At 66.6% G+C, this 24984-nt stretch carries 18 protein-coding genes, 1 tRNA gene and 2 pseudogenes; 10 read left to right on the forward strand and 11 right to left on the reverse strand.

Annotated elements, in window-relative coordinates; all coding sequences use genetic code 11:
* Positions 1–240 precede the first annotated feature (240 nt).
* The 4 genes from FJY88_03245 to FJY88_03260 all read left to right on the forward strand — a co-directional run bounded on the left by FJY88_03245 (position 241) and on the right by FJY88_03260 (position 2276).
* Entirely contained in the window at positions 241–1230 is a 990-nt protein-coding gene (locus FJY88_03245; protein MBM3286357.1) for a 50S ribosomal protein L11 methyltransferase, read from the forward strand.
* A 129-nt stretch (positions 1231–1359) separates the two neighbouring features.
* Positions 1360–1431 (forward strand) — tRNA-Asn (locus tag FJY88_03250).
* A 154-nt stretch (positions 1432–1585) separates the two neighbouring features.
* Complete coding sequence (locus FJY88_03255) at positions 1586–1900, forward strand: nucleotidyltransferase family protein (GenBank protein MBM3286358.1); 315 nt, start codon at positions 1586–1588, stop codon at positions 1898–1900.
* Positions 1887–2276: a DUF86 domain-containing protein gene (locus tag FJY88_03260; GenBank protein ID MBM3286359.1), complete on the forward strand. Its 390-nt coding sequence runs from the start codon at positions 1887–1889 to the stop codon at positions 2274–2276. The genes FJY88_03255 and FJY88_03260 overlap by 14 nt, the downstream gene beginning before the upstream one ends.
* Before the next feature lie 450 nt (positions 2277–2726).
* Here FJY88_03260 and FJY88_03265 read toward each other — a convergent pair.
* The 5 genes and pseudogenes from FJY88_03265 to FJY88_03285 all read right to left on the reverse strand — a co-directional run bounded on the left by FJY88_03265 (position 2727) and on the right by FJY88_03285 (position 8808).
* Positions 2727–3520, reverse strand: a pseudogene (locus tag FJY88_03265) (nucleotidyl transferase AbiEii/AbiGii toxin family protein).
* Entirely contained in the window at positions 3517–4332 is an 816-nt protein-coding gene (locus FJY88_03270; GenBank protein ID MBM3286360.1) for a hypothetical protein, read from the reverse strand. The pseudogene FJY88_03265 and the gene FJY88_03270 overlap by 4 nt, the downstream one beginning before the upstream one ends.
* Before the next feature lie 592 nt (positions 4333–4924).
* Positions 4925–6082, reverse strand: coding sequence for a winged helix-turn-helix transcriptional regulator (locus FJY88_03275; protein MBM3286361.1), 1158 nt, complete (start codon positions 6080–6082; stop codon positions 4925–4927).
* Positions 6083–6331: 249 nt separating this feature from the next.
* Positions 6332–7516 (reverse strand): ATP-binding protein, encoded by a 1185-nt coding sequence (locus FJY88_03280; protein MBM3286362.1) that lies wholly within the window; start codon positions 7514–7516, stop codon positions 6332–6334.
* 152 nt (positions 7517–7668) lie between these two features.
* Positions 7669–8808, reverse strand: a complete 1140-nt coding sequence (locus tag FJY88_03285; protein MBM3286363.1) for a hypothetical protein — start codon at positions 8806–8808, stop codon at positions 7669–7671.
* 584 nt (positions 8809–9392) lie between these two features.
* Here FJY88_03285 and FJY88_03290 point away from each other — a divergent pair.
* Together FJY88_03290 and FJY88_03295 are read left to right on the forward strand one after the other, a co-directional pair.
* A complete protein-coding gene (locus tag FJY88_03290; protein ID MBM3286364.1) occupies positions 9393–10166 on the forward strand; it encodes a class I SAM-dependent methyltransferase in 774 nt (257 codons plus the stop codon).
* A gap of 65 nt (positions 10167–10231) precedes the next feature.
* A pseudogene (locus FJY88_03295) lies at positions 10232–10832 on the forward strand (zinc-binding dehydrogenase).
* A 118-nt stretch (positions 10833–10950) separates the two neighbouring features.
* Here FJY88_03295 and FJY88_03300 read toward each other — a convergent pair.
* Complete coding sequence (locus tag FJY88_03300) at positions 10951–11838, reverse strand: right-handed parallel beta-helix repeat-containing protein (protein MBM3286365.1); 888 nt, start codon at positions 11836–11838, stop codon at positions 10951–10953.
* Between the two features lie 9 nt (positions 11839–11847).
* Complete coding sequence (locus FJY88_03305; GenBank protein MBM3286366.1) at positions 11848–12222, reverse strand: hypothetical protein; 375 nt, start codon at positions 12220–12222, stop codon at positions 11848–11850.
* A gap of 251 nt (positions 12223–12473) precedes the next feature.
* Here FJY88_03305 and FJY88_03310 point away from each other — a divergent pair, with 251 nt between their 5' ends.
* Together FJY88_03310 and FJY88_03315 are read left to right on the forward strand one after the other, a co-directional pair.
* Positions 12474–12860 (forward strand): PadR family transcriptional regulator, encoded by a 387-nt coding sequence (locus FJY88_03310; protein MBM3286367.1) that lies wholly within the window; start codon positions 12474–12476, stop codon positions 12858–12860.
* Between the two features lie 3 nt (positions 12861–12863).
* Positions 12864–14234: a DUF4153 domain-containing protein gene (locus FJY88_03315; protein MBM3286368.1), complete on the forward strand. Its 1371-nt coding sequence runs from the start codon at positions 12864–12866 to the stop codon at positions 14232–14234.
* A gap of 39 nt (positions 14235–14273) precedes the next feature.
* On the opposite strand, the gene FJY88_03320 is transcribed toward FJY88_03315, so the two are convergent.
* Positions 14274–14522 (reverse strand): hypothetical protein, encoded by a 249-nt coding sequence (locus FJY88_03320; GenBank protein ID MBM3286369.1) that lies wholly within the window; start codon positions 14520–14522, stop codon positions 14274–14276.
* Between the two features lie 296 nt (positions 14523–14818).
* Here FJY88_03320 and FJY88_03325 point away from each other — a divergent pair, with 296 nt between their 5' ends.
* Entirely contained in the window at positions 14819–18199 is a 3381-nt protein-coding gene (locus tag FJY88_03325; GenBank protein ID MBM3286370.1) for a hypothetical protein, read from the forward strand.
* A gap of 43 nt (positions 18200–18242) precedes the next feature.
* Positions 18243–19223 (forward strand): flippase-like domain-containing protein, encoded by a 981-nt coding sequence (locus FJY88_03330; GenBank protein MBM3286371.1) that lies wholly within the window; start codon positions 18243–18245, stop codon positions 19221–19223.
* Between the two features lie 132 nt (positions 19224–19355).
* On the opposite strand, the gene FJY88_03335 is transcribed toward FJY88_03330, so the two are convergent.
* Genes FJY88_03335 through FJY88_03345 form a run of 3 tightly spaced genes read right to left on the reverse strand, consistent with a single transcriptional unit; the run spans position 19356 to position 24881 of the window.
* Positions 19356–21407, reverse strand: a complete 2052-nt coding sequence (locus FJY88_03335) for a glycosyltransferase (protein ID MBM3286372.1) — start codon at positions 21405–21407, stop codon at positions 19356–19358.
* Positions 21314–23239 carry an FAD-dependent oxidoreductase gene (locus FJY88_03340; GenBank protein MBM3286373.1) on the reverse strand — a complete coding sequence of 642 codons (1926 nt, stop codon included), beginning with the start codon at positions 23237–23239 and terminating at the stop codon, positions 21314–21316. Before FJY88_03340 ends, FJY88_03335 begins: the two co-directional genes overlap by 94 nt.
* A complete protein-coding gene (locus tag FJY88_03345; GenBank protein MBM3286374.1) occupies positions 23058–24881 on the reverse strand; it encodes a hypothetical protein in 1824 nt (607 codons plus the stop codon). The genes FJY88_03340 and FJY88_03345 overlap by 182 nt, the downstream gene beginning before the upstream one ends.
* Between the last annotated feature and the right edge of the window lie 103 nt (positions 24882–24984).

Raw genomic sequence — 24984 nt, forward strand, 5'->3', positions numbered from 1 at the left:
ACGTCGATGGGGCGCGTCGGGTTCCCTACCCTGACTCGCGGCATCCCGGGCCGATCCGAATCGAGCCTTCCGACCGACCCACCCGGGCGCCCACCGATGCATGCAAGATGCAACGTTCGTGCCGGTGTTACTCTCTGACGCCCCCATTTGTATCTCATTGACCTGCAATAGATTGCAAGATCGGTTGGATGGCGCGTGTCGGAGCGACGGCCGCGAGATGGTCCCCTCGGTGTCGGAGAGATGTCACCGGCGGTGCCGCCTCATCGTGCTGACGGGACGGGGGCGCGCGGCTATCCTGAGCGGGTGATGACCGAGGATCCCTCGTTGCAGCTCATGCTCGTGCGCACGAGCGAGCCCGCGGCGGAAGCGCTCGAGGCGCTTCTCGAGGAGATGGGCGTTCTCGGGTCGGCGGTCGAGCGAAGGCGCGGCGCGCGGCTCGTCCTGCTGCAGGCCTACTTCCCGGGCGATGCCATCGTTCCGCTCGAGTGGGCGAGGGAGAAGCTACGCGAGCTGCGAGCGAACGGCGTGCCGGTCGGGCCGGCCGAGGTGCGCGCGCGCCCGATGCGCGGCGAGGATTGGGCGGAGTCGTGGAAGCGGCACTTCAAGGCGATCCGCGCGACGGAGCGCCTCATCGTCCTCCCGAGCTGGGAGGAGGCTCCGGCCGGAGAGATCGATCTGATCCGCCTCGATCCGGGAATGGCCTTCGGGCTCGGGGATCATCCGACGACGCGCGGGTGTCTGGAACTGATGGAGAGGCTGAGGCCTGGCGATGGGGATCTCGAGGGCCGCTTCGCAACAGCGGACGTCAGAACGGGAACGGGGATTCTGGCGATCAGGGCGGTGCAGCTCGGGCTCGGGCCTGTCGAGGCCTTCGACACCGAGGCGGACGCGGCGCGAAGCGCGCGGGAGAACGCCGAGCGCAACGGCGTCGCCGCGCAGATCGAGTTCCGCGAGGGCACGATGCCCCCACGCGGCGCAGGGCCATATCGATGGGTCCTGGCGAACATCCTGCTCGGGCCGCTCGAGACGCTCATGCCGCGCATGTCCCGATCGCTCGTGTCTGGGGGAGAGCTCGTGGCCGCGGGGATTCTGGCGGAGCAGGAGGATCGATTCGCGGAAGCGTGCGCCGGCGCGGGTTTCAAGGTCGTGGATCGGATTTGCGAGCGGGCGCAGCGGGGGGCGCGCCGCTGGCCGGTTCTGCTGTTGCGGAAGAGGAGGGGCCTCCGCTAGACTCGGAGATCTGAGCGGTGACGCGCGCAGTTGCCGGCGGCTTGCCGGAGCGGCGGTCGGCGGGAGCAACGCCTTGGCGGAGTGGCAGCCTGCCGGAGTCGAGCGCGCGAGGGCGCCGCAAGCGATTATTCCTCGGTAGCTCAATGGTAGAGCATGCGGCTGTTAACCGCAGGGTTGTAGGTTCGAGTCCTACCCGGGGAGCATGTGTCCTGGCTCTTCTCTCCACGTGGAAGGGCAGAGGGGGCTTCTGGGATGGGAGCAATGCGCACCCGTCCCCAATCCGTGGACTGCCGAGCCCGGCATTCTGCGCGGCGCAGCACAGCGGGATGGCCGCCGGCGCGAAGGGGGCTGGCCCATGACCGTAACGGATCTGTGTTTCGATCATGACCGTCTGAACGAGCTGTGCCGTCGCTACCACGTGGCGCGCCTTGAGGTTTTTGGCAGCTTCGCGAGAGGGGATGCGAGGCCGGAGAGCGATGTCGATGTCCTTGTCACTCTTGAGCCCGGGGTGGGAATCGGCCTCGAGTTCGTGGCGCTGAAGCAGGAGCTGGAGGGCTTGTTCGGTCGCAGGGTCGATCTGTTGACCCGAGCATCTGTGGAAAGATCGGCCAACAAGTACTTCCGCCGGTTCGCTCTCCAGCAGATCCGACCACTCTATGAACAAACCTGATCCTCTTGCTCGCGATCTCGTCAAGTGTGAGGACATGCGTCTGAACGCGGAGCGGGCGAGGCGACATCTTGGCTCTCGAACGCTGTCAGCGTTTCTTTCCGACGCGCTCGTTCAGGATGCCGTCATTCGATGTGTGGAGGTCATCGGCGAGGCAGCCCGACAGGTCAGCGGATCTAGTCGACAGCGGGCTCCCGCCGTGCCCTGGACTCTCATCATTGGCATGCGGAACATCCTGGTGCACGACTACGGAGAGGTCGACCTCGAGCAAGTCTATCGGGTGGCCCGTGAGCACCTACCGAATCTACTGAGTCAGCTTGGAGACCTGATCGCAGAACTCGAGCGAGATACTGGATGGCAGGGGGAGAAGGATGAGTAATCCGGGCGCCCCCGAGGTCTGCCAGGGGGCTGGCTGTTAACCGGGAGGTTGCAGGTTCGAGTCTGGTTCGGGGAGCCACTTGAAAACCGCGGACTATCCGCGGCGTCCCTGTTAGCGGAGAACCCCGAGAGCGAGAGCGATCGGGGTTTCTTCGTCTCCGGCCGCCCGGGAGGATATCCGCCCGCGGCCAATCCGCCGGCCGCGTACTCCGTTTCGTGAGAAAACGACCGGGGTCCGGTGGGATAGGTGGGGTTTCCCACCGCGGCCCGAAGAACCGCGGCGAAATGCTCAGATTCTGCTTTGAAAACGCCGGTCGAGTTGCATGAGGTCTGGTTGCGGTTTGTAGCGTGACCTGATAGCCCTGACGTGCGACGCATGGCGTGAGCCCCGGCACTAACGGCCATCCTTTGACCTCTATGCCACATCACCCGCCGGTAGCTCTCAGCCTCCCTACGGCAGTCGTGAGATGAGCGCTTCCTGCACGCGTCGGAGTGCCGCCGGCGGATCAAAGGAGGTGCCAAGCGCGAGGAGTGGGGGAACATCGCCGAGAAAGACCGCATCCTCGATCTTCTCCGCCAGGTTCTGTTCGAACTCTCTGCGCGAGACCCTCAATCCGTCATTCTCCATGTAACGTGTCAGGCACTGGACAATGCGTGCGGCATCCAGATCGGCCAGGTGTGCGAGAGCCTCTGACAAGTCGAACAAGTCGCGGCCCTTCTTTCGCTGGTATAGTGCTCGCAGTTTGGTTCCGAGAAGCTCCTCGGGCTGGTAAGTGAGCACATCGGCGGAGCCTGAGTACCAGGGGCTGTCTACTCGAAACGGCACTCGTCGCGGATCGAGGACGGAGAAGTGCTCTCTCGTTTTGATCTCGACCTTGAGCTTGAGCGGGGTGACCGGTCGCATCTCCGATTCGAATCGATAAACGAACGTCACCCGCCCTTGGCCCTGCTTCCAGCGCGGCTCCCCAAGCCAGGAATCGAGCTGTGCACGCATCGCGCGAAGCACGGGCCCGATCGGTTCGGCGTGAACCTGGACGAGATCAATGTCCTCGGAGTACCGAACTGCCGGTCGGAGAAGGAGCTTGTGGAGCGCGGTGCCCCGCGAAATGCGACCTCGCGGGAGAGGATGTCGTCAGAGTACAGATCGACGAGAGCCCGGCAGACAACGAGATCCTGCTCCACCTGGGCGTCGGTGGCCCACGGCGCCTGGGCTCGCCATACCGTGACGTGCGCGCGGGGAATCACGTGTCCGCCTCGATCTTCTCGTTGACAAGAATCCTCCAGCGGGCGTCCTTGCGTGTGCTGCGTATGGAGCGGTCGGGCCGGAGAGGAATGTACCGGGGACGCCGTTCCGCGATCCAGTTGGCGAGCGGGCCGGCGGGAACCTCCGCACCGACCTGTTCCAGAAGATATCCGAGGCGCTGCGCGTTCGGCAGGTCCCCCTCGATCCTCGCGACCTCCGCGAGGCGTCCCGCGTCGAGCTTCTCGGCGAGATCAGCAAGCACGGTGGCGACGTTGCCGATGTGACCGGCGGCCTCGACATAGCGCAGCAGGTCGAGCGCGGTCGCCTCCGGAGTGGCTACGCGCATGAATCCCGTTTCCGTCTTTGTCTCACTGGTCGGAGTTCGGTCGATCCGTAGCTTCTGGAAGAACCTGATGCGCGCTCGACCGGCGACGACCGGACGAAGTTGGACGTCAGTGATGACCTGGAATTCCTGAGGCTGCTGATGGGCCGCGCTGTGCAGAGCTGCTGCACTCAAGAGCCCCACGTAGTAGCGACGGCCGCAGAACTTCATCAGCTCGTCGACGAACCAGCTTGGGGGTGGCGCTCCGGCGTGGCGGTACTCGACAGGCACGATGACGAAGAAGCCTCGGCGGGGGACAGCAAGGCGGCGCCTGGCCGCCAACCGCTGCACCGATTTCTTGAGGGCCTCATCGTTTGTCCGCAGCGCTTCGAGCGCTGTTTCGCGCGTCAGTACGTAGCGCCCGGCCGCCTGATAGGAATCCACCAGGTCGGCAAGACCTTTGGGTTGCGACTGCTCGTCCTTGGGCGACATTGGCCAGCCCTCCGTCTACCGTGCCGGTGATGCGGAGGGTACCTCCTCGTGCCGTGGGCGTGCAATACATATGCGAAAAGGGACGTAGAGTGTCCCTTTTGGCGTATGGACTGGCGCGAGGGCGAAGAAGGGAGTACGAGTGGCGGCGGAGCCTCCTGCCAATCGCTTCCCCGTGTCCCCCGCAGAGTGCCAATGACCAGCCGAGTCCAACCAATAGCGTATCAACCTCCTGCGACCTGCATCGGAGGTGTCACCGAGGCGACCTGGGACACTTCGCACCGATTCAGAGTCGGCTACGCCGCGATGAGGGCACCCACGAACGCCCGGACGGTTCGAGCAATTCCCTGTCCGGGGAGCCATTTGAACGCCGCGGACTTCCCGCGGCGTTCCTGTTAGCGGAGAGCCCTGAGAGCGAGAGCGATCGGGGTTTCTACGAAACGCGCCTCGGGCAAGCGGTATCGCGTGGTCCTCAGACTCCGGGCGCGGTCTCTGGTTCGAGACAATCGCGAACTTACGAATCGCCACGCCAGACTTCGACCCTACAAGGGTTGTGGCGCGATGTCGTTTCAGATCCCGCACCCGACGGGGTGAACTACCGGTGGTCTCCCGATCGCCGGTAATAGAGTCTTTTCGGGTCGGTCGGACTGCTACCGATCTCGACGACCGATCCTCGGTCAACCAGGCTCCTCAGCCTGGTGCGGGCCGAACGCGGAGACAGGCCCACGAGTTCCGCGACCTGCCTTGTGCTGAGTCCGCCGCCGTCTTCAATGGCCTGCAGAATCCGGGTTTCGACCGGGTCCACGGGCGGGGGGGACTGCCCCAAGAGCCGGAAGATCACTCGGAAGTGAGTGCCGACCTCCAGAAACTCCGGTCGGGGAAGGCCGTGGGTCCGGCAAGCGTCGATCATTCTCCCGATGCCGCTGCCCCATTGCTCAATGAGCCCCAGCTCCTTGAACACGCGCCCGATGACACGGTTGCGCAGCCGGGAGACGCCGGCCTGGATGTCGTCCACCGTGAGCCCGAAGGGGAGGAGGCCGGGGCTCTCCACTTCCACGCGGTCATCGAACACCGCGATCCGAATTGGCGCACCCCTCTGGCTGTAGTCGGAGTGGGTGATCGCGTTGATCACCGCCTCTCGTACCGCCGGCAACGGGATGCTCCAGTGTTCTTCTCGGCGGATCCCCTCGACCCGGAAGGACCGGAGGGCGTGTTTCTGGACGAACTCGACCGTCTTGGAGATGGCGGCAGCGGGATAGTCGTGGATATCGTCAGTGTCCAGGATGTGCGTGCGCGTCGTGCCCGAAAACCTGCCGACCTGCACCCAGGCGTCCGGAAAGGCCACCGCGCGCTGGACGCCGAAGAGGAGAATCCCGCCGTTCGTCGGCACAAGCCGCCTCTGATGCCGGGTTAGAAGGCGGAGCGACTCCAGATCCTCCCGTCTCAGCTTCCGCACCGGGGCGAAGAGCTCTGAAGCTGCTCTGAAGTCGATGGCTTCAGAGCTCAGGGTCGGTAGCGGGAGCTCGTCATAGGATTCGTCACGGGCCGTTCGCTTCAGTTCCTCGCGCAAGGCCTCGTCGGCCAGGCGGTTGGAAGCGCCCACGCGGACGTACGTTCCGCGCTCTACCCCCTCCACGTTGACGTGGTGTGGCGGGGTGGAGCTCGGGAACACTTCGACGACGATGACCTCCTTGTCGCGCCACGGCCAGACCTCGATGGCGGGCATGAGCGGCGGGGTGATGCCCGTGGCCACCACATTCGCCAGTCGCTCCTGGACGTCGAGCGCCGACTCTCTGTTCGAGAAGGATCCCGGTCGGGCACGATCCGCGACGGTCTCCGGCCGTCCCGATCGGGTCGAGACTCACTGCGTCTCTCCCCAAACGGAGGGAGTGGCTCGCGGACCCGGAACGCTCCCACCTCAGACGAGACGGGGTTCGAACTCGTCCCCCTCGGTGATCGGCAAGGTGAGCCGAGCGGGCCGCGCGCAACGGCTTGCGAAGCCTCAGAAGACATCCCCCGAGTGCAACGCCCTCAGGAATCCGGTCACTGGGAGAACGCGGACATTCTCGAAATCGTAGGCCCTGGACCCCGTGTAGATGCCGAAGCAGCGATCGACCTTCAGTCCCGACTGCGCGGCAAGCTCGGTCATCGGCTTCTCCCACGATCGATCCCATTTGGGAGAGAGCTTGACCTCGATGGCCACGACCTGCGGCGCCCTGCCGGTCTGACGTTTGCGGGTCTCGACGATAAAGTCAATCTCCACGCCAGAGGCTGTGCGGTAGTACGAAATCTGGCGATGTTTGCCCGCGGTCTCGTTGAAGACACGGAGTTCATGGTAGATCATGGTCTCCAGCGCCGTGCCTCGCCACGACCGATCCAGGGGATCACGATGCAGCCCCGCTGCCGCCCGAGCCACCCCCGGATCGAACCAGTAGAACTTGGGGTGAGCGGACTCCCGAACCTTGACCCCGGGTCTCCAGGCCGGGAGAAAGTGTCCGAGGAGTGTGTCCGTCAAGATAGCGAAGTACGTGTCAACGGTGCTGCGCGGCACAGCGGCTTCGCGGGCGATATTGTGCCCGTTGACCGCCTGACCATTCATCTGTCCGGCGACCCCTAGAAACCGGAGGAACGGCGGCACGTTCCGGACGAGGCCTTCCTCTCTGATTTCCTCCTTGAGGTACGTGTTCACGTAGGCGGCCAGGATCTCCGGCGCCTGGGATCGATCCATCTGGACGGACGGCAGGAGGCCCCAATCGATCGAGAAACCCGGATCGAATCTATCCCGCAACTCCGCCGCAGAGAACCCCTCCATGTTGAGAGTCAGCGCCCTCCCGGCGAGCAGGTTTGCGCCGCCTCGGCGCAGCTTCCGCGCCGGAGAGCCACAGAGAGCGAAACGCCAGCGACGGGACTCCATCAATCGATGGACCTCGTCGAGCAGAGCGGGCGCTTTCTGGATTTCGTCGAGGATGATCCAGGAGTTCGCCGAACGGTTGCCGATGATCGCTTCCAGGCGATGGGGATCGCGGGCCAGCTCGAGATAGAGCGAGGCATCGAGCAGGTCGAGGCGAGGAGCCCCCGGGAAAGTCTGCCTGAGCCAGGTGCTCTTGCCCGTCCCCCGCGGGCCGAAGAGGAAGAACGACCTCGTGGGAGGAGCAAGAAGCCGGGGGATGTGCGCAGCGGGTCGCATGTCGACAAGATACACTTCTGTTGGACAATTGCAATGGATTTGTCCAGGTCGTGGGACAGTCGGGCAGCCGGCGGGGAGGACCCTGGACTCCACATCCTCGAGACTCCGCCCCGGAACGAGGCCGCTGCCGGGCCGCGTCAGGCGGGCGCGGCTCAGAGAAACCGGTGCACCGCGGCTTCCACCCGGATCTCCTTCCCCTGGCGGCCGAGCACGAGCATGCGGACTTCACCCGGTCGCCCCCGAAGGGCATCGATGACAGTTCCCATGGTCGCTCCGGCGACCGTGAGATCGCCGATCCGCAGCAGCGTGTCACCGGTCTCGACCCCTTCGACAGCCGGCCTGCCGCCTCTCTGGATCACTCCGATGACGCTGTAGCCTCCATCCGCCTCCGGTCGCAAGGTCAGACCGACCAAGTCCAGGTCGTGAGGATCGACCTCCGGTCCCTTCTCGAAGTAGACCGCGCCTTCGGGGTAGTCGATCTCGACGCAGAAGGCCTTGAAGGCGTTCGGGCCCAGAAAGCCATCGACAGCGCGGGCGGCCTTCTGGGAGTAGAAGGCGCTGAGCGAAGCCCCGCCCCGGAAGATGTCAGGGAGCCCGACCAAACCGACCTGGGCCAGGGGAATCGAGCCCCAGGTGATCTCCGGCAGGCGAGTGATCGGGTAGTCCGGCTCTCCGGGCCACCATCCCCAGATGTTGGCGCAGCCGACCGCCCCGACTGAACAGGGCCACTCGGGATGGTCCTCGACGAGCCGGTCAAACACAGCGGCGGAGACGAAACTGTAGGAGGCCCCGTTGTCCAGAGCCAAGCTGAGGCTGTCCCGACCCACCAGGGCGTCGAGCTGGACGATGCCGGTTCTGGGATTGACGACGGCAGGAGCGCGCAGGCCGCGGTGCTCAACGCTTCCCGGATCCCCGATGGTCACCATGCGTTGGGGATAGTCGAAGACGACCTGATAGTGCATCAGAACCGTGGAGGGGAGATTCGCGTCGACATGCATGGTATTGAAGAGCCAGGGTCGCCGGAAGATAACCGTCGTACGCACGCTGTCCACGCGGAGATCCTTCCCGCCGAACCGGACGGCCGGCGCCTCGACGACATCCACATCCGATGGAGCGGCATCGGAGGGCTTCCCGTCCTCCGCGGGGGGAGCGAGGCCGAGATCGCGCGCCAGTTGCTCGCTCAACATGAAGTCCGGATTCCCAGTGTCGACCCAAAGGAGGGCCTTCCGCCATGTGCCGTCCTTCCTCTGGACCTGCACCTCGACGATCATCCGGTTGTGATCGAGGATCATGGGCACGATCCCCCGAGGCGGCGGGGATGGCGTGGCCGGCGGCTGTTCCGTCGAAGATTGCGCCGGTGGTGGTCGGCCGGCCGGAGATTGCCCCGTGGTCGGTGACGGCATCTGGAGCGCCAACGCGACTGAGAACGCGCACGCCAACGCCGAGAGAAGCTCGCGCAGACCCTTCGGCATGTTCACCTCCCTGTCCGCATGATACGCCTCCCGAGTCGTCCGTTGTCGGTCCCGAAGTCCTGATCACGCGAGCAGGAGGAAGACGAAGGGGACCCGATTCCAAACGGTTGAAACGACGAAGAAGTCGATGGCGGCGATGTTCGAAAAGCCTGCGCCTGCATGTCAAGAGGACGGTTGCCGCGGAGAAACCGCTGTGTCGCTTGCTCCGATCGTGCTTCGCCTACTACCATGGATCGAGGGCGCATCTTGCGCTCGAGAAGGCTCTCGGTCCACCGAAGCCATGAGACCGGGCGTCGCCTCGAAGTGTCTCCTGGCCGACAGTGGCCCACGCGAACGGATCGACTGCGAGCGTGGATTCCCGCGTATTTCCTGTTGGCCGAGATGCCCGAACGGAGGAGGACCAGTTGGAACACAAGGAGTACCGTAAGCTGCATGCGGAGTGGTACGAGCTGGTCTCCGCTTCGATGGGGCCGAGCAAGGAGGTCGACTACCTGGCCGCGAAGGTCAGGGCTTTGGGTCAGCCGGCGCTCGAGCTGGGGAGCGGCACGGGCAAGATCCTGATTCCGCTTCTGGAGCAGGGCCTTGACGTCATCGGAGTCGACACCTCCGAGGACATGACGGCGCGATGCCTCGCCGCGTGCAAAGCGAAGAACCTGAAAGCAGAGATCCACGAGCAGTCCATGGTGAATCTCGACCTGCAGCGTCGATTTCGCCTGATCTTCCTTGCTTCAGGGGGGCTGGGGCTGTTCACCGAGGATCGGGACATCCACCTGACGTTTGCCCGGGTCATGGCCCACCTGGAACCGGGGGGCCACTTCATCTACGACTTCCAGCTCGTGCCGGCTCCCTATGAGGACAACGATCGATGGACCGGTGACTGGATCTGCGGTCCGGATGACACCGTGATCGCGTGGCGCAAGCGGATGAAGCACGATCCGGCGACCAACGTGTGGCAGTGGCTGTTCATCGTCGACAAGTTCGTGGGCGGCCGCCTGGTGGAATCGGAGGCGAACGAAAGGTGGGGCCGCACCTTCACGCTCGAGGACGCGCTGCAATACGCCAGGGCGGCAGGATTCGAGGAGATCCAGGCTGCGGACTGGTTGACCGACGCCCCGCCGAACGAGACCTCGAAGTTGATCTCCGTTCAGTGCAGGAAGCCCACGGCGACTGCATGCTAGTATTCGGTCGTGAGTCAGGCCGCATGGACAACTTCAGTGATGAGTGGGCGCCAAAGTAGCGCGGCATCTGCCACTCCGACATCCACTTCGCGCGGAACGAATGGCAGTTCACCGTCTACCCCTGCGTGCCTGGACACGAGATCGTGGGCCGCGTGGTGGATGTTGGAAGCGGCGTGACGCGCTACAAAGAGGGCGACCTGGTCGGCGTCGGCTGCTTCGTGAACTCGTGCCGTTCTGAGTCACTCGCCCTCGAAGGCGGCGGATGCCCGGCGCCTGGGCGCGCACGAGTTCGTGCTCACGAGCGGGACCAATGCGCTCGCCCCGCTCGCCGGGCGCTTCGACGTCATCCTCGACACCGTGTCGGCGGAGCACGACGTGAACGGCTATCTCAGCTGCTTGAAGAGGGACGGCACCCTGATCATGGTGGGAGCCTCGCCGACCCCGCTCTCCGTGTCGGCGTTTCCGCTCATTTTCGGGCGCCGGCGCATCCTCGGATCTCTCGTCGGCGGGCTGCCTCAGACGCAGGAGATGCTCGATCACTGCGGGAAGCATGGGATCACAAGCGACATCGAGCGGATCGACCCCGCGCAGATCAACGAGGCCTATGACCGGGCGGTGAGGGGAGAGGTCAAGTACAGGTTCGTGATCGACTGCTCGAAGTTCTGATCCGCATTGCCCCGGGAGCCACTCTCCAACGAGATGCCGTTCGGCGAGTAGGTCGAACGGCTTCTCCTGAGCGGGACTGGCAGTTGCGCCTGTGTAGTCCAGATGGCGTGGGTCTGCTCTACCTGAACGTCGCCTTGATGGCGCCCCATGTCGTCAGCTCCACCGCGGTCGCGCCACAAGCCACGGGGAACGCCCCGATCAGCCCACAGCCTCCGGAGTTCTCCGGCGCGCAAGGCGAGGCGGCGTTCAGTGTGCAGTCGTCATTCGCCATGTCGCAGAACAGCGGATCCATGCTGATGTTGCCGTTGATGCCGAGCTGGTCCTCGATCCAGGCCGTCCAGTCCCCGCCGGGATTCCCGTAGATGTTGCAGCAGACGAGCGTGACCGGGCACGCCACCTCGATTGCCTCCCCCTCGGCGCCGAAGGCGATGATCGTGTTCTCGAGGCGCGTCCATGACTCGCCGCACATCAGCGTTCCCCAGCGCGCGCCATTCCTATAGAACGTGCAGTTCCGCATGATCGTTGTGGACATCTTCCCCGACGAGAAAGCCCCTCCGTCCGCGTACGCCGTGTTCCCTATGAAGGCGCAACCCTCGAGGACCAGGTCGGCGAAGAAGTTGAAGACCGCGCCGGCCTCATGGGCGCTGTTGTTCAGGAAGCGGCAATTGGACACTTGGCCCTGCGTGCCGTAGAGAAGCTGGAGCGCCCCGCCCCAGTCGTCGGTTGCGTTCCCATCGAACACACAGCCATCCAGGGTGACTCCGCCGGCGTGGGCCATGATCGCGCCGCCGGAGAGCGAGGACGAGTTTCCGAAGAAGGAGCATCGATTGACGACCGGCCACCCGGCGACGCTGTAGATTCCGCCGCCATAGAAGCCAGCGTTGTTCCGGAACTCGCAGTTCTCGAAGCGGGGGGCGCAGCCGGTCGAGCAGAAGACGGCGCTCCCGTGGTTCCCATCGAAGAGGCAGCTCCGGAAGGTGGGCGAGCTCATCCCTTGAAGCAGCACGCCGCCTCCTCAGGGCGCTTCGCCGCTCCTTCCGCCGGTGATCTGGATCCCCTCGAGAAGGGCCTGCCCGGTCTCGCCGTTGCGGAGATGGAAGACCTTGTGCGGATCGGTCTCGGACCCGCCCCCGTCGAGCACGCAGGTCGCCGGGTCGCCCGTCTGCGATCGGACGGTGACATCCTTCCCAAGAAAGTCGAGATCGCGGTTGCCGTCGCCGGTGTAGGTGCCGGCGGTCAGCTCAATGACGTCACCGGGGACGACCGCATCGAGCCCGGCCTGGATGGTGGGGAAGTCGCCGGTGCCGTCCGGCAGCACGACATACGTCTCGGCGAAGGAAGTGGACGAGGCGAACAGAGCCAGGGCGATGGAGAGCAGGAGCTGCCGCATGAAGTACCTCCCTCCTGGGCAGATCAGATCACTGCGGACGCGTTGATTATACGCCCGTTCGGACGCTAGCGTCCTCAAGAATCCGCGGCCGGCCTCCAGCGCAAACCGGCTGCATGCCAGACTTAGCCGGATCCGAGATCCTCATCGGCGGTTGACATGCCTTGTACCACTATGTATAGTGCTGCTATGTACCGCGCGAAGGGAAGCGGCGGGCTTCCTCCAGACCGCTCTGGCGCCGTGGGACGCTTGACATGGAAATCAGCAAGGACCTGACAGCCGCCTCCTCGACCCCGATCGTCCTGGCGATCCTGGCCGAAGGGGACAGCTACGGCTACGCCATCCTCAAGAGAGTCCAGGAGCTGTCCGGAGGACGCATGGAGTGGACGGACGGGATGCTCTACCCCGTTCTGCACAGGCTCGAGCGGCTCGGCCATGTGGGGGCGCGCTGGCGGGTCGCAGAGAGCGGCCGCCGCCGCAAGTATTACCGGATCACCTCCCGGGGCCGGGCTCAGCTCGCCGAGGACCGCAGGCAGTGGCAAACTGTGGACGCGACGCTGCGGGGCGCATGGCGGGCCCTCTCCCTTTGTGTCCCGGCCGGCCAGCCGGCGTCAGTCGCGACACTTGCGCGGGAGGCCTGAACGATGCCGCCCCCGGATCACGGACCGGATCTCGAGGAGCAGATCGCGACATGGCGGAGCTACCTCCGCCGTCGCCAGGCGATCCATGCCGTGGATGTGGCGGAGCTGGAGGATCACCTGCGCGAGCAGATCGCGGTCCTGATCGACGCGGGGCTCGCCGTCGATGAAGCGTTCCTGGTCGCGGTGAAGCGGATGGGGGACCTCGACGCCCTCTCGCGGGAGTTCGCGCGCGAGCACTCGGACCGCCTCTGGAAGCAACTGGTCGTCGCGCCGTCCCAGCGCGGGGAGCGGCAATCCGGGGCTCGAACTGAAGCCATCGTCGCTTTCTGCCTGGCGGCGGGCGCGGCGCTCGCCATCAAGGCGCCGGCGCTCTTCGGCATCGAGATCGGCAAGAATGCCGGTTTCTACGCGCGCAACCTGTCCTTCTTCGTGCTGCCCCTCTTGATCGCCTACTTCGCCTGGAAGCGGCGGACCGGGAGGACCGCCCTCCGGTGGGCGGCGGCGGCTTTCGTGGCGGCCGCCTGCTTCGCAAACGCCTATCCCTTTGCGCCGGGCGGCCACACCGAGGCGCTCGCGTCGATGCACATGCCGATCGCGCTGTGGCTGCTGGTCGGCATCGTCTACGCTGGCGGCCGATGGAGCGAAGTCTCGGGCCGGATGGATTTCATCCGGTTCTCGGGCGAGCTCTTCGTCTATTACGTGCTGATCGCCCTCGGCGGGGGAGTCCTCGCCGCCTTCATGACGATGATCTTCGGGGCCGCCGGGATCGATGCCCAGCCATTCTTCCAGTCGTGGCTGCTGCCGTGCGGCGCGGCGGGAGCCGTCATTGTCGCCTCATGGCTGGTGGAGGCCAAGCAGAGCGTGATCGAGAACATGGCGCCCGTGCTGACGCGCCTCTTCACGCCCCTCTTCGCGGCCGTGCTGATCGCGTATCTCGGGACCTTGCTCTGGACCGGACGCGGAGTGGACATCGAGCGAAACGTGCTGATCGCCTTCGACCTCCTCCTCGTCGTGGTCCTCGGCCTCTTGCTCTATTCGGTGTCCGCCCGGGATCCCCATTCGCCCCCCGGCGCCTTCGATGTCGTGCAGGTCGTGCTGGTGCTGAGCGCCCTTGTGGCCGATCTGGTGGCGCTCTGGGCCATCGCCACGCGCATCACCGAGTTCGGCATCACCCCGAACCGCGTGGCCGCCCTGGGCGAGAACGTGATCCTTCTGGTCAATCTCGCCTGGTCCGCCGTCCTCTACATCCGCTTTCTGCGGGGGCGCGGACCGTTCGCGGGCCTCGAGAGGTGGCAGACGAACTACTTGCTCGTCTATGCGGTGTGGGCGGCGATTGTCGCGATCGTCTTTCCGCCTCTATTCGGGTGCGTTTGACCGGGAGGGTCATGACCAAGGTGTCGCGCCAACAGGGGCCTACCCGGGCTGCGACACTCCATCATCGACGGAAGGCGACTCGTCGTCCACGATGACGCGGCCGCGATGCGTCTCGACGAGCTCCGCGTTGGCCCGGGCCTGCGCTCCAAGGACATTCATCTTGTCGAAGAACGAAAGAAGCCCGCTCTCATCCGTGAAGACCGACTCCTCGCCGGTCGCCACGTGCCGGACCTTGCCTCGAAACGACGGTTCTCTCTGGTCGATGAACCGGACGATGAACGTCGCCATGGCTCGCCTTTCTTCTGCGGCACGCCGTTGCGACCGGGCGTGCCTCTGTCTGACTCACGATCCGAGACTAGGAGGGGCGCGTTACGGGGGGATTACGCGGATCGCCCCTGAGGAACCGCGGCCGAGGGTCCTACCGGGCGAGCCGTCAGATGATCCCGCCGGAGGCGGGCCCACGCGTCCCGAGCCAGGACGCTGCCCGGTTGCCGGCTCCCGCCCCGGTGGGCTATGATTTTGGGGCTCACCCGGTTAGCCGGTCGAGGCGCAAACAAGAGCGGAGTGAAGCGAACAGGTAGCTCGTGAACCTGCCGATCCTTCCCGCCAAGCTCACGCCACCCCCTTTGCCGGCGTCCTACGTCGCTCGGGAGAGGCTCGACCGCCTGTGGACCGGATGGGCGGAGAAGCGGCTTCTGCTCGTCACGGCCGGAGCGGGTTTCGGCAAGACCTCGTTTCTCGCCGCCAGGGCCCGCGAGCTGGGGGACGCATGCCTCTGGTATGCAATCGACGAGACCGACCGTGACCAGGCCTCGTTCCTGGCCCATTTGAGGGCTCTCGCCGAATCGGGGACGTCTCGAGCAATCGCTCAAGGCGCGCGGGCGCCCGCCGCAGAGGACGTCCCGGCTGTCGAGGTGCTCGCGCTGCTGGTGCACGCTCTCCGCGCTCGCGCGTCGCGGACCTTGCTCGTGATCGACGACCTACATCTCGCCTCGAGCGCTCCGGGCATGGAGCTCTTCCTCGAGCGGCTGATTCGATTCGTTCCCGAGGAGGCGACGCTCGCGCTCGCCTCGCGCGAGCCGATCGGCCTCGGGACGGCGAGGATGCGCGCCCAGGGCCACGTCGCGGCGCTTGCGGCCGACGATCTCAAGCTGACCGCGGCCGAAGTGGAACTCCTCTATCGGCGGCACTTCCCGGATGCCGCTCACCCGGCGCGGGTCTACGAGAGGATCGCGAGCCGCACGGAAGGATGGGCCGCGGGCATCGAGATCTTCCTGCAGAACCTCGAGGGGGACGATTCGGCGGCGATCGATGCCGCGCTGGCGCGCGTCGCGGCAGCCAAAACCGGGTGGTTCGGCTACTTCGCCGAGGAGGTGCTGCGCCGCCTCGATCCCGCGACGCAGGACTTCCTGTGCCGGTCCTCGCTCCTGTCACGGCTCGATCCCGCGCTCTGCGACCAAGTCCTGGAGATGCGCGGCAGCGGCGTCATTCTCGAGACCCTGCGCGAGCGGCATCTCTTCACGTTCGCGAGTGGAGGCCACCCGCCCCACTATCGCTATCACCAGCTCTTCCGCGAGTTCCTGCTCGAGCAGCTCCGCAGGAAGCTTCCTGCGGCCGAGATCTCGCGGCTGCAGCGTCGCGCGGCGCAAGCGCTGACGCGCGCGGGCGCGTGGGTCGATGCCTTGGGGGCGCATGTCGAAGGAGGCGACTACCCGGGCGCCCTGCGTCTCGTCGAACGCGTGGGCGAGGGGCTGCTTGTTTCGGGCCAGTATCATGCCGTGAGCGAGGCCCTGGCGAAGATCCCCGCGGACAAGCGCGACCGACATGCGAGCGCGCAGCTCGTGATGGGGAGACTCTGCGACATTCAGGCTCGCTGGCAGGAGGCGAAACGCCACTACGAGCAGGCGCTCCGGCTCTCGACTCGCGGGCGGCAGCGAGCGGATCTGATGCGATTGCTGGGCCGCCTGTGCTGCCGTTGGGGACGCTATGCCGCCGGCCTCGACTATGCCCGGCGCGGGCAGGCGGAGCCGGGAGCGCGCCACTGGCAGACGCGCGCGGGAATCCTCATCCAGGCCGGGGTCGCCTCCAGCGAGCTGGGCAGGAACGATGAGGCGGAGGCGCTCTTCACGGAGGGGGGGAGGATCCTGGGCAGGCATCAGGATCGTTTCGGCGAGGCCCGCGCGCTCTCTCTCCTCGCGGCCAATGTGCATCGCACGAGGGGCGAATTCCAGCGGGGTCGGGAGGCGCTGCAGCAGGCGCTCGTCACTCTTGAGAAGCTTGGCATGCGTCGCCAGGTCTGCCACGCCCAATGCCTCCTGGCCGACCTGACCCTCGCAGCCGGCGATCGCCGCGAGGCGCTCGATCTGGCTTCCGAGGGCCAGCGCCTGGCCGAAGCGCTCGAGTACCCGTCGGTCGAGGCGTACGCGCGTCAAACGCTCGGCCGCATCGCCCTGCTGGAGGGAGACCTCGGGACCGCGCGGACGCACCTGGAACTCGTGCTCAAGACCGGAGAAGCGCTCGAGGAGCAGGAATTCGCCGTGCTTCCGCGCCTGGGTCTGGCCGAGATAGCGCTCAGGGAGGGGAACCGTCACGCGGCGCGGAGGCTCGCGCTGACCGCGTGCGCGTCGGCGACAGCCGCCAAGACGCCATGGCAGCTCGGCAGGTGTCATCTCCTGCTGGGCAGCTTCGAGTCGTCTCCCGGAAGGGCCGCCCTTCACTGGCGGCGCGCGGAGGCGCTCTTCCGGCGCATCGGCGCGCACTACGATCTGCACCACGCCTTGCTGCTCCGCCTCGCCGCGGGGGACGTCGCCGGAGGGCGGCGCGTGCGCCTTCTGCGGGAGCTTCTCTCGGGCGTGGCGCGCCTGGGACACAAGGCCCTCCTGCGGGAGATCGCGCCCGAGGAGGGGATGACCGTTCTCATCGACGCGCTGCGTCTCGGGATCGAGACCGAGTACGTCTCCTCTCTGCTGATCGGAACAGGGCAGCAAGCGATCCCGAGGCTGAGGCCGCTGATGACGGATCCCGATCCTGCGGCGCGCGAGCGCATCGTCGGTCTGATCTCGATGATCGGGGGAGAGCAGGCGCGTGGAGCGCTGGCGCAGGCGGCCGCCCGGAAGGGAGAGGGCGGGCGCGCGGCCCGCGAGGCGCTCGCAGTGGTCGCGGTCGGACCTCAGCACCCGCTCAAGATCCGCGCGCTGGGCGAACTCGATGTCCTTGCAGGATCGCTCAGATTGACCCATGGCGGCTGGCGATCCGCGCGAGCGCTGCGGCTGTTCCTGCTGCTTCTGGTTCACCGTTTTCGTTGGGTGCCGCGCGATGTGGTTCTGGAAACGCTATGGCCCGACGCCGAACCGGAGAAGGCGATCAACAACCTTCGTCAGAGCATCCTGGTCCTGCGCAGGACGCTCGAGCCCGATCTGCCGCGGAACGTGGAATCCCGCTATGTTCGCTTTCGCAACGAAGCCTGTCGGCTCGAGGCGGGAGAGGGACACGAGTATGACGTCGAGCGGCTCGAGGACGTGCTCCGCGAGGGCGAGCGATCCTGGCATGCGGGGCAGCGGGCCCGCGCAAAGGAGCGCTACCTCGAGGCCATGTCGCTTTACCAGGGGGATTTCCTGGCCGAGAGCCCCTACGAGGAGTTCGTTGCGGCCGAGCGGGAACACCTACGCGACCGCATGCTCCCGGCGATCGAGCGCCTGCTCGAGCTTCGGGCCGCCGCGCGAGAGTGGGAGGAACTCGTGTTGCTCAGCCGCCGCGCGCTCACGATGGACGCTTATCGCGAGAGCCACTACCGTCACCTCGTGCTCGCCCATCTCAATCTCGGGCATCGCCGCGAAGCGCTCTCGAGCTACCACGAGTACGAAGCGATGATGATCAAGGAACTGGGCCTGCCGCCGTCAGAACGGATGAGATCGCTCGCCGATCGAGTCATCGCGTTGGGGCGGGCCTCCCTGGACGAGAACTGACGCGGACGCGCGCGGGAGGGGGTATGGAGGGGAAGAAGGCGCGATGAGCCGGCGCACGGGCGTCCTGGCGCTCAAGTTCGCCCTGGGGGGCGTCCTCCTCGCTCTCCTCCTCGCGCGCGAGAACACGCTTCCCCACACGATCTCGGTCCTCGGCCGCTTCGACTGGAATCTCCTGCCTCCCCTGGCGGGCGTCACGATCCTCCTGCTGGGCCTGAGCTGCCTGAAGTGGCAGCTCGTCCTTCGCGCCCGCGGCGCGCGCGTCGGCCTCCTGAGACTCATGGGCCTCTACACGATCGGCAACTTCTTCAGCAACTTCCTCCCCACGATGGTGGGGGGAGACCTCGTGAGGGGCTACGTGCTCGGCCGGCAGATCGACTCGCAATCGCGCTCGATCGCCTCCGTCTTCCTCGAGAGGTTCACGGGGTTTCTCGCGCTGATCCTCCTCTGCGCAGGGGCGCTGATCCTTCGGCCCGAACTGCTCCGCCGGCCGATCGTTCTCTGGACGTCAATCCTCATGATCGCCGGCTGCCTCTGCCTGGCCGCCGCGATCCGATGGCCCAGGGCGGTCGCTTCGCCGCTCTCGGCGCTATCGCGTGGAACTTGGGGGGCGAAGATCCTCCACTCCCTGGGCCTCATCCACGCCGAGGTCGACACTTTTCGCAAGCAGCCGCGGGCCGTCGCGGGAGCGATGGCCTACTCGTTCCTCTTCCACCTCTTCGCCGGGGTCAACACCTTCCTGGCGGCGCGCGCGATCGGCCTCGAAGTCGGGCTCGTCGAGACGATGGTCCTCACCCCCCTGATCCTTCTCGTGTCGGCGGTTCCGCTGACGCCCAACGGGCTGGGGATCTGGGAGTGGGCGTTCAGCGTCTACCTTGGCACGGCCGGCGCTCTGCCCGCGCAAGGGCTGGCCGTCGCCCTGATCCTGCGCGCGGAGAGTCTCGCTTCATCCATCATCGGCGGCCTTCTCTTCCTCGCGGAAGGAAGACGCCGCTGGGCAGCGAGCGACCGCGACAACGGACGATGATCTCCACCGGTTCGGAGGAGCTCTCATGGGCGGGCCGGTGGGCCCTGCGGGGTCCTGAAGCCCCGCGCCGCGAACGCGAGCATAGCGGGGCGAAAGGGACCGCGTAGGGCCCACCCGGAAGAGTCCTTGCGCTCAACGAGCGCGGCGCGTGAATCGGGCGATCAGCTTGTGGCCGGGCAGGAAGAAGAGCAGGGCGTCCATCGCGGCCGCCGCGCGAAGGAAGGGATAGGCGAACGCGAGCGCGGCGAGTTGCTTCCTCATTCCCTCGATCTCCGACCGCGTGATGATGGTTCCCTTTCCCGGGCGGACCGCGCGCGCGGCCCTGCGTTCGGCCGCCCAGTTGAGGGCCGTGTCGATCATCTCCGAGAAGAAACGGGAGTAGGTCCGCTCCGTGTCGCAGTCGAAATCGGCCGAGAAGAGCCGTCGCAGCTCCTCCCTGTTGTATCCCGGCCGGAGATGGCCGTGCCAGGCATCGGTGAGGCCGATCGCGTCGCGAATCCGGCGCGTCGCGGAGCGCGGGCGCAGATGAGGCACGTTGACGATCAGCTTCCCGCCCGGCTTGACGATCCGTCCCAGCTCGGCCGCGAAGCCGCGGTCATTGGCGATGTGCTCCAGGAAGTCGATGATGACGACCAGGTCGAACTCCCCCTCGGCGAAGGACGTCGGTCCTCCGTCGAGGCGATGGATCTCGCCCCCGACGAGATCGCGAATGGCATCGACGCTCTTCGCGTCGAGATCGGCGCTGCGCCAGTCGCCGCCCCGGCGACGCAACAGCAGGCTCACGACGCCGTTGTCTCCGCCGATGTCCAGGCAGAGAAGCCCTCGCGGGTCGGGAAGAAGTCGCATGATCTCGGCGACCTTGCGCTGCTTGATCACCGAGCGGCGGTAGAGCGCTAGGGCCCATTCAGGATTGGGGCGGAGCGCTTCCTTCAGCCGCTCCCGGAATCGATCGACTTTGGCGCGGTAGGCCTCCCGGCTGTAATGCTCGCGGGCGCGCCGGCGCGCCGCGTCGGCGATGGCCCGCGCCCGCGCGGGGTTCGCGAGCAGCTCCTCCAGCCCTCGCGCCATGGCCTCCGTGGTCGGCTCCACGAGGCAGGCGGTGCCGTCGTCGAGAACTTGCGTGTGGGTTGGCAGGCGCGTCGCGAGAATCGGCACTCCACTGTCCATGTAGGAGAAGATCTTCATCGGCGTGTTGAGCCCGCGGGTCCTCGGCGAGACGAGGACCGCGGCCTGGCGGAGATATCCCCCCAGCGACGCTAGGGGTCTCGGGCCGAGGAAGTGCGCGCGATCGGCGAGCCCGAGGCGGGAGGCCTTGCGCGCGAGCGCCGCGATATCCGAGGAAGTCCCGCCGATCACGACCAGGCGGGCCTCGGGCGCGGACCGGCGGGCGATCGCGAAGGCCTCGACGAGCAGATCGACGCCCTGGTATCGCTCGAGATTGCCCGCGTAAAGGACGATGGGAGCGGCCGCGCGGGACCGACCGGGCTGAAGCCCGATCACGAGCGACAGCTCCTCGTCAATCGCCTCGTCGCCTGTGAGGAGGCTGAAGTCCTCGATCCGTTCGACCATGACGCCCGGCGCGCAACGGCGCGCGATCTCCTCGAGCGCGCGGCAGACGGTAACAGTGGCCAGGCTGTCCCGGATGGCGGTCTTCTCCATCCGCTCGAGCAGTGGAAGGACGATGCCCAGGACCGGGTGTTTCTCGACCATCTGCTGGGAGAGGGAGGAGTCCATGTCGTAGACGTACGGGATGCCATGACGGCGCTTGATCTCTCGCGCCATGAAGACGGACTCCTCCACGGCGTGGACCAGATCGTAGCGCCCCTCGCGCGCGAGGCGCCCGCAGAGCGCGATCATCCGCAGATCGCAGGCGATCTTCTTCCACGAGAATCCCGGGCGCACGCCGCGCATCACCCTCGGCTGGCGGATGCGATGAATCCGCAGGGCCGGAAGCTCGACATCCTCCCCCTCGCCGTATGTGACCAGGTCGACCGAGTCGCCGCGCTCGGCAAGCGCCTCGATATAGGCCCGCTCGGCGATAGGCGTGCCCCGGTTCTGGAAGAAAGGATGGGGGGCGAGGAAGAGGACTCTCATGAGCGCACCGCCGTGGAGCCGGCGCAGGGGAGAGGAGCGTAGGATCGCAGGACGGCATCGATCTCCCCCCCGCGCTCGGCGTCCGTCCATCCCAGCTCGTCACCCATCAGGGTCGCGAGCTTCTCGAGGATCGCGCGGGGCGGGGGCCCGGCGCTTCCCAGACCGATCCGCCGGAAGACGAGATCGCTCAGATGGACGGCCATCTCATCGCCGATCGCCCGGCGGACGGCTCCCTCCAGACTGGCGCCATCGCTGTCGATGGGCCACGAGGACTCGCCCATCTCCGGGTCCGGGGGAACTGGGAGGATCGCGGTGTCGGTCGCGCACGGTCCGCCGGCGTGCCCGAGCCTTTCGCACACGAGATCGATTGCCTCCGCGGCGGCGAGGCGCGCGGTCGTGTACTTGACGCCGACCAGCGCCGCGAGTCCCCTGATCCCCGCCGTCTTCTTGCAATCGATGATGGCGTGACGGTTGGCGAGACGTAATCGCGCATCGGCGTTCCGGATCGCCGCGCCTCGGGCCGGCTCGCTCAGATCGCCGCGGCTTCCCCTCGCGTCGTTCCCTCCGGTCACGGGAAGGAGGCCGCAGTGGAAGTGGAGGACATCGTCCATCCTGACCTTCTCCGCGCCGAGCGCCCGGTTGGCCGCGTCGATGAGCCTCCGGATGTCCTCGATCGTCGCCTCGCTCTCCGCGGGACGCTCCGGGCGCAGCCGATATGAAGTTCCGATCATCGTGGTCCCGCGCCAGGGGACGAAGAACAGAGTGAGACCTTCCCTGTCGAGGGGACCTCGAGCGTCCGGGCGCGCGGCGCGAAGACCGAAGGCCGCGCGATCGGAAAGAGGACGGACGATCAGATTCATCGCCACGGCGCTCCGGATCAATGGCGGCGCCGATCCCAGCAGCTCGGCCGACTCACGGCGCGAAAGCGCGCCGCTCGCGAGGAGGACGCACCGCGCTCCGATCTGGCGATCGCCGCCCAAGACGAGATCCCGGGCGCGAACGCCGGCGATCGCCGCGCCGTCGGTCAGGATTCGCTCGGCACGCAAGTAGTTCGCAGCATCCGCGCCGCGCTCGGCCGCCGCCAGGATGGGTGCCAGGGTCAGTCGCTCGGTGTCGACCGCCAGCGCCTCGTGCCAGAGGGCCGCCCGCTTCGTCCCTCTCGCCGCGAGGGACGGGGCCAGACTCTCGATCTGGTCTTGCTCCACGATCCGGCCGGGGGGGAGGGGTTCCAGCCCCCGCATGTCCCGCGCGGCGCGCGCGGCGATCGCGCCGTGAATCCGCAGGGCCAGCCCGAGCGCCGCGCGGCTTCTGGTCGGCGAGCCCTCGGCGGGCAGGAGGCAGGGGAGCGGGCGGACGCACCAGGGGGCGATCCGCCGATGGATCGCCTGCTCGCGGGCCGACTCGAGCACGCGCCGCAGGTCCGCCTGCTGCAGATAGCGGAGCCCTCCATGGATGATCTTGAGGCTGTTGGCGGAGGCTCCCGCTCCAAAGTCGCCCTGATCGATGATCGCGACCCGAAGGCCCCTGAGGGTCGCGTCCCACGCCGCGAAGGCGCCGTGAATGCCGGCGCCCACGACGAGGAGGTCGTACCCGCCCCGAGAGAGGCGCTCCGGATCGCGCTTCATCGAGCTGCGCGGCCCGCTTCGGCGCCGCGTTTCATGATCGCCGCCACGCGGGCCACTCTGCCCGCTCCGGCGCGTCTCGTCAATGCCATGGGAGAGCGAGGCGGCGCCGGCCGTCTCACCGGGACGTCGGAGAGTCGATCCGCCGTCCCCACTTGCTCTTCCCCTCCCACTTCTTGCGGGTCGCGTACGAGCCGACCGGGCCCGTGACGAGATGGTCGCCGATGGCGAGGTAGTCGAGACCGCTGTCGAGGAAGGCGCGGATCGCGTCGTCCGGCGTGCGGACGATCGGCTCTTCATGGATGTTGAACGAGGTGTTGATGATGACGGGGACGCCCGTCCGCTTGGCGTACTCCTCGATGATCTTGTAGTAGGATGGATTCTCCTCGCGGCTCACGATCTGGGGACGGGCTGTTCCATCGACATGGACGACCCCCGCGCATCGCTCGGCCATCCATGGCTTGCAGTGGAACGTGATCGTCATGAACCGCGCCGCGTCCATCGCTCCCTCGGCCCTCTCATAGAGCCTGTCCGTGGCCTCGACGAGGGAGGCCGGAGCGAAGGGCATGAACTCGGTGCGGCGCAGCAGCTCGTTCAGCCAGTCGTTGACCGATGGATCGCCCGGCTGGTAGAGGATGCTCCGGTTCCCGAGGGCCCGAGGCCCGTACTCCATCCTGCCGTTGAAACGGGCGACCACTTTCCCAGTGGAGAGGTGCTCGGCCACGGTCTCCTCGATGCGGCCCGGAAGGTGTTTGGCCTCGAGACCCGTCCGGCGGATCGCCGCCTCGATCTCGGAGTCCCCGTACTCATGGCCGAAGTAGACGTCCCTCAGCCCGTTCGGGGCATAGGGTTCGCCTCCGGACCGGCGCATCGCGGCGGAATAGGCGAGCCCCGCGCCCACCGCCAGCCCCTCGTCCGACATGCCGGGATGGATGAAGGTCGCCTCGACCCCGGGCAGATGATGGATCTCCTCGTTGATCCGCACGTTTGCGAAGAGTCCTCCGGCGAGGGCGAGGTTGCGATGCCCGGTCTGGCGGACCCAGTGGCCGACGTAGGAGCGCGCCACGTCCTCGGCGACCGTCTGGATCGAGGCGGCCAGGTCCTCGATCTTCCATCCCTGGGGCAGGGCGCGGCGGATCTGTTCCATTGCCTGCTTGAAGAGGATCCTGCCCGTGTTGCGGGTATGGCCGTCGTCGGCGACGATCATCGATCCGAGGAGCTCCTTGTAGACGGGGCTGCCTCGCGGGGCGAGCCCCGTGATCTTCCCTTCGTGCCGCTTGGCCTTGAAGCCGCAGATCGCCGTGATGTAGGCGTAGTAGTTTCCCAGGGAATCGTAGGAGTCGGCCGTGTTGAGGAGCTTGAGCTCGCCGTCACGCGCCCCGTAGATGTGCGAGGAGTGCCCGTCGCCTCCGCCGTCCATCGTGACGACCAGGGCCTCGCGGAAGGGGCTGGAGTAGTAGGCGGAGGTGGCGTGGGCGTAGTGGTGATGGAAGAAGCGGACCGGAGCGACGATGCCGTACTCCTTCTCGAGGATCTCGCGGATCCGCCTCCGCCGGTGGGCGTAGGCCGGGCTTCTGAGGGAGTAGTAGGCGCGCCTCAGGATCGGCACGCGCGGCGCGATGCCTCCGAATCGGGACGCGAACTGGAAGAACGCGCTGTGAAGATCCTCGTCCTGGTCGCGGGCCTCGAACCATCCGGGCCAGGGGAGGATCTCCTCGCGGATCTCCATGTTGACCTGCGCGACCGCCACGCCGGCGATCTCGGCGGGATCGGTCCCCGAGAGGGCGAGGACCTCCCGGATCGCCTGGCGCGGGAAGCCCCGAGCGAGCTTGATCCGGACGATCCGCTCCTCGTTGACCGCGGCGAGGATCCGGTTCCCCTCGATGATCGCCGCGCCGCTGGTCTGCCCGTCCGTGATTCCGAGGATTCTCGTTTTCGACAAGGAGCCGCTCCATTCTCGCGCGCGACCGCCGGTTTGTCTCCTTTCGGCCGGACCGATCCTATCAGAAGCCGAGAGCCCCGAGGACGCGCAGATGCACTATCAT

Source organism: Candidatus Eisenbacteria bacterium (assembly GCA_016867495.1).
Lineage (GTDB): Bacteria > Eisenbacteria > RBG-16-71-46 > CAIMUX01 > VGJL01 > VGJL01.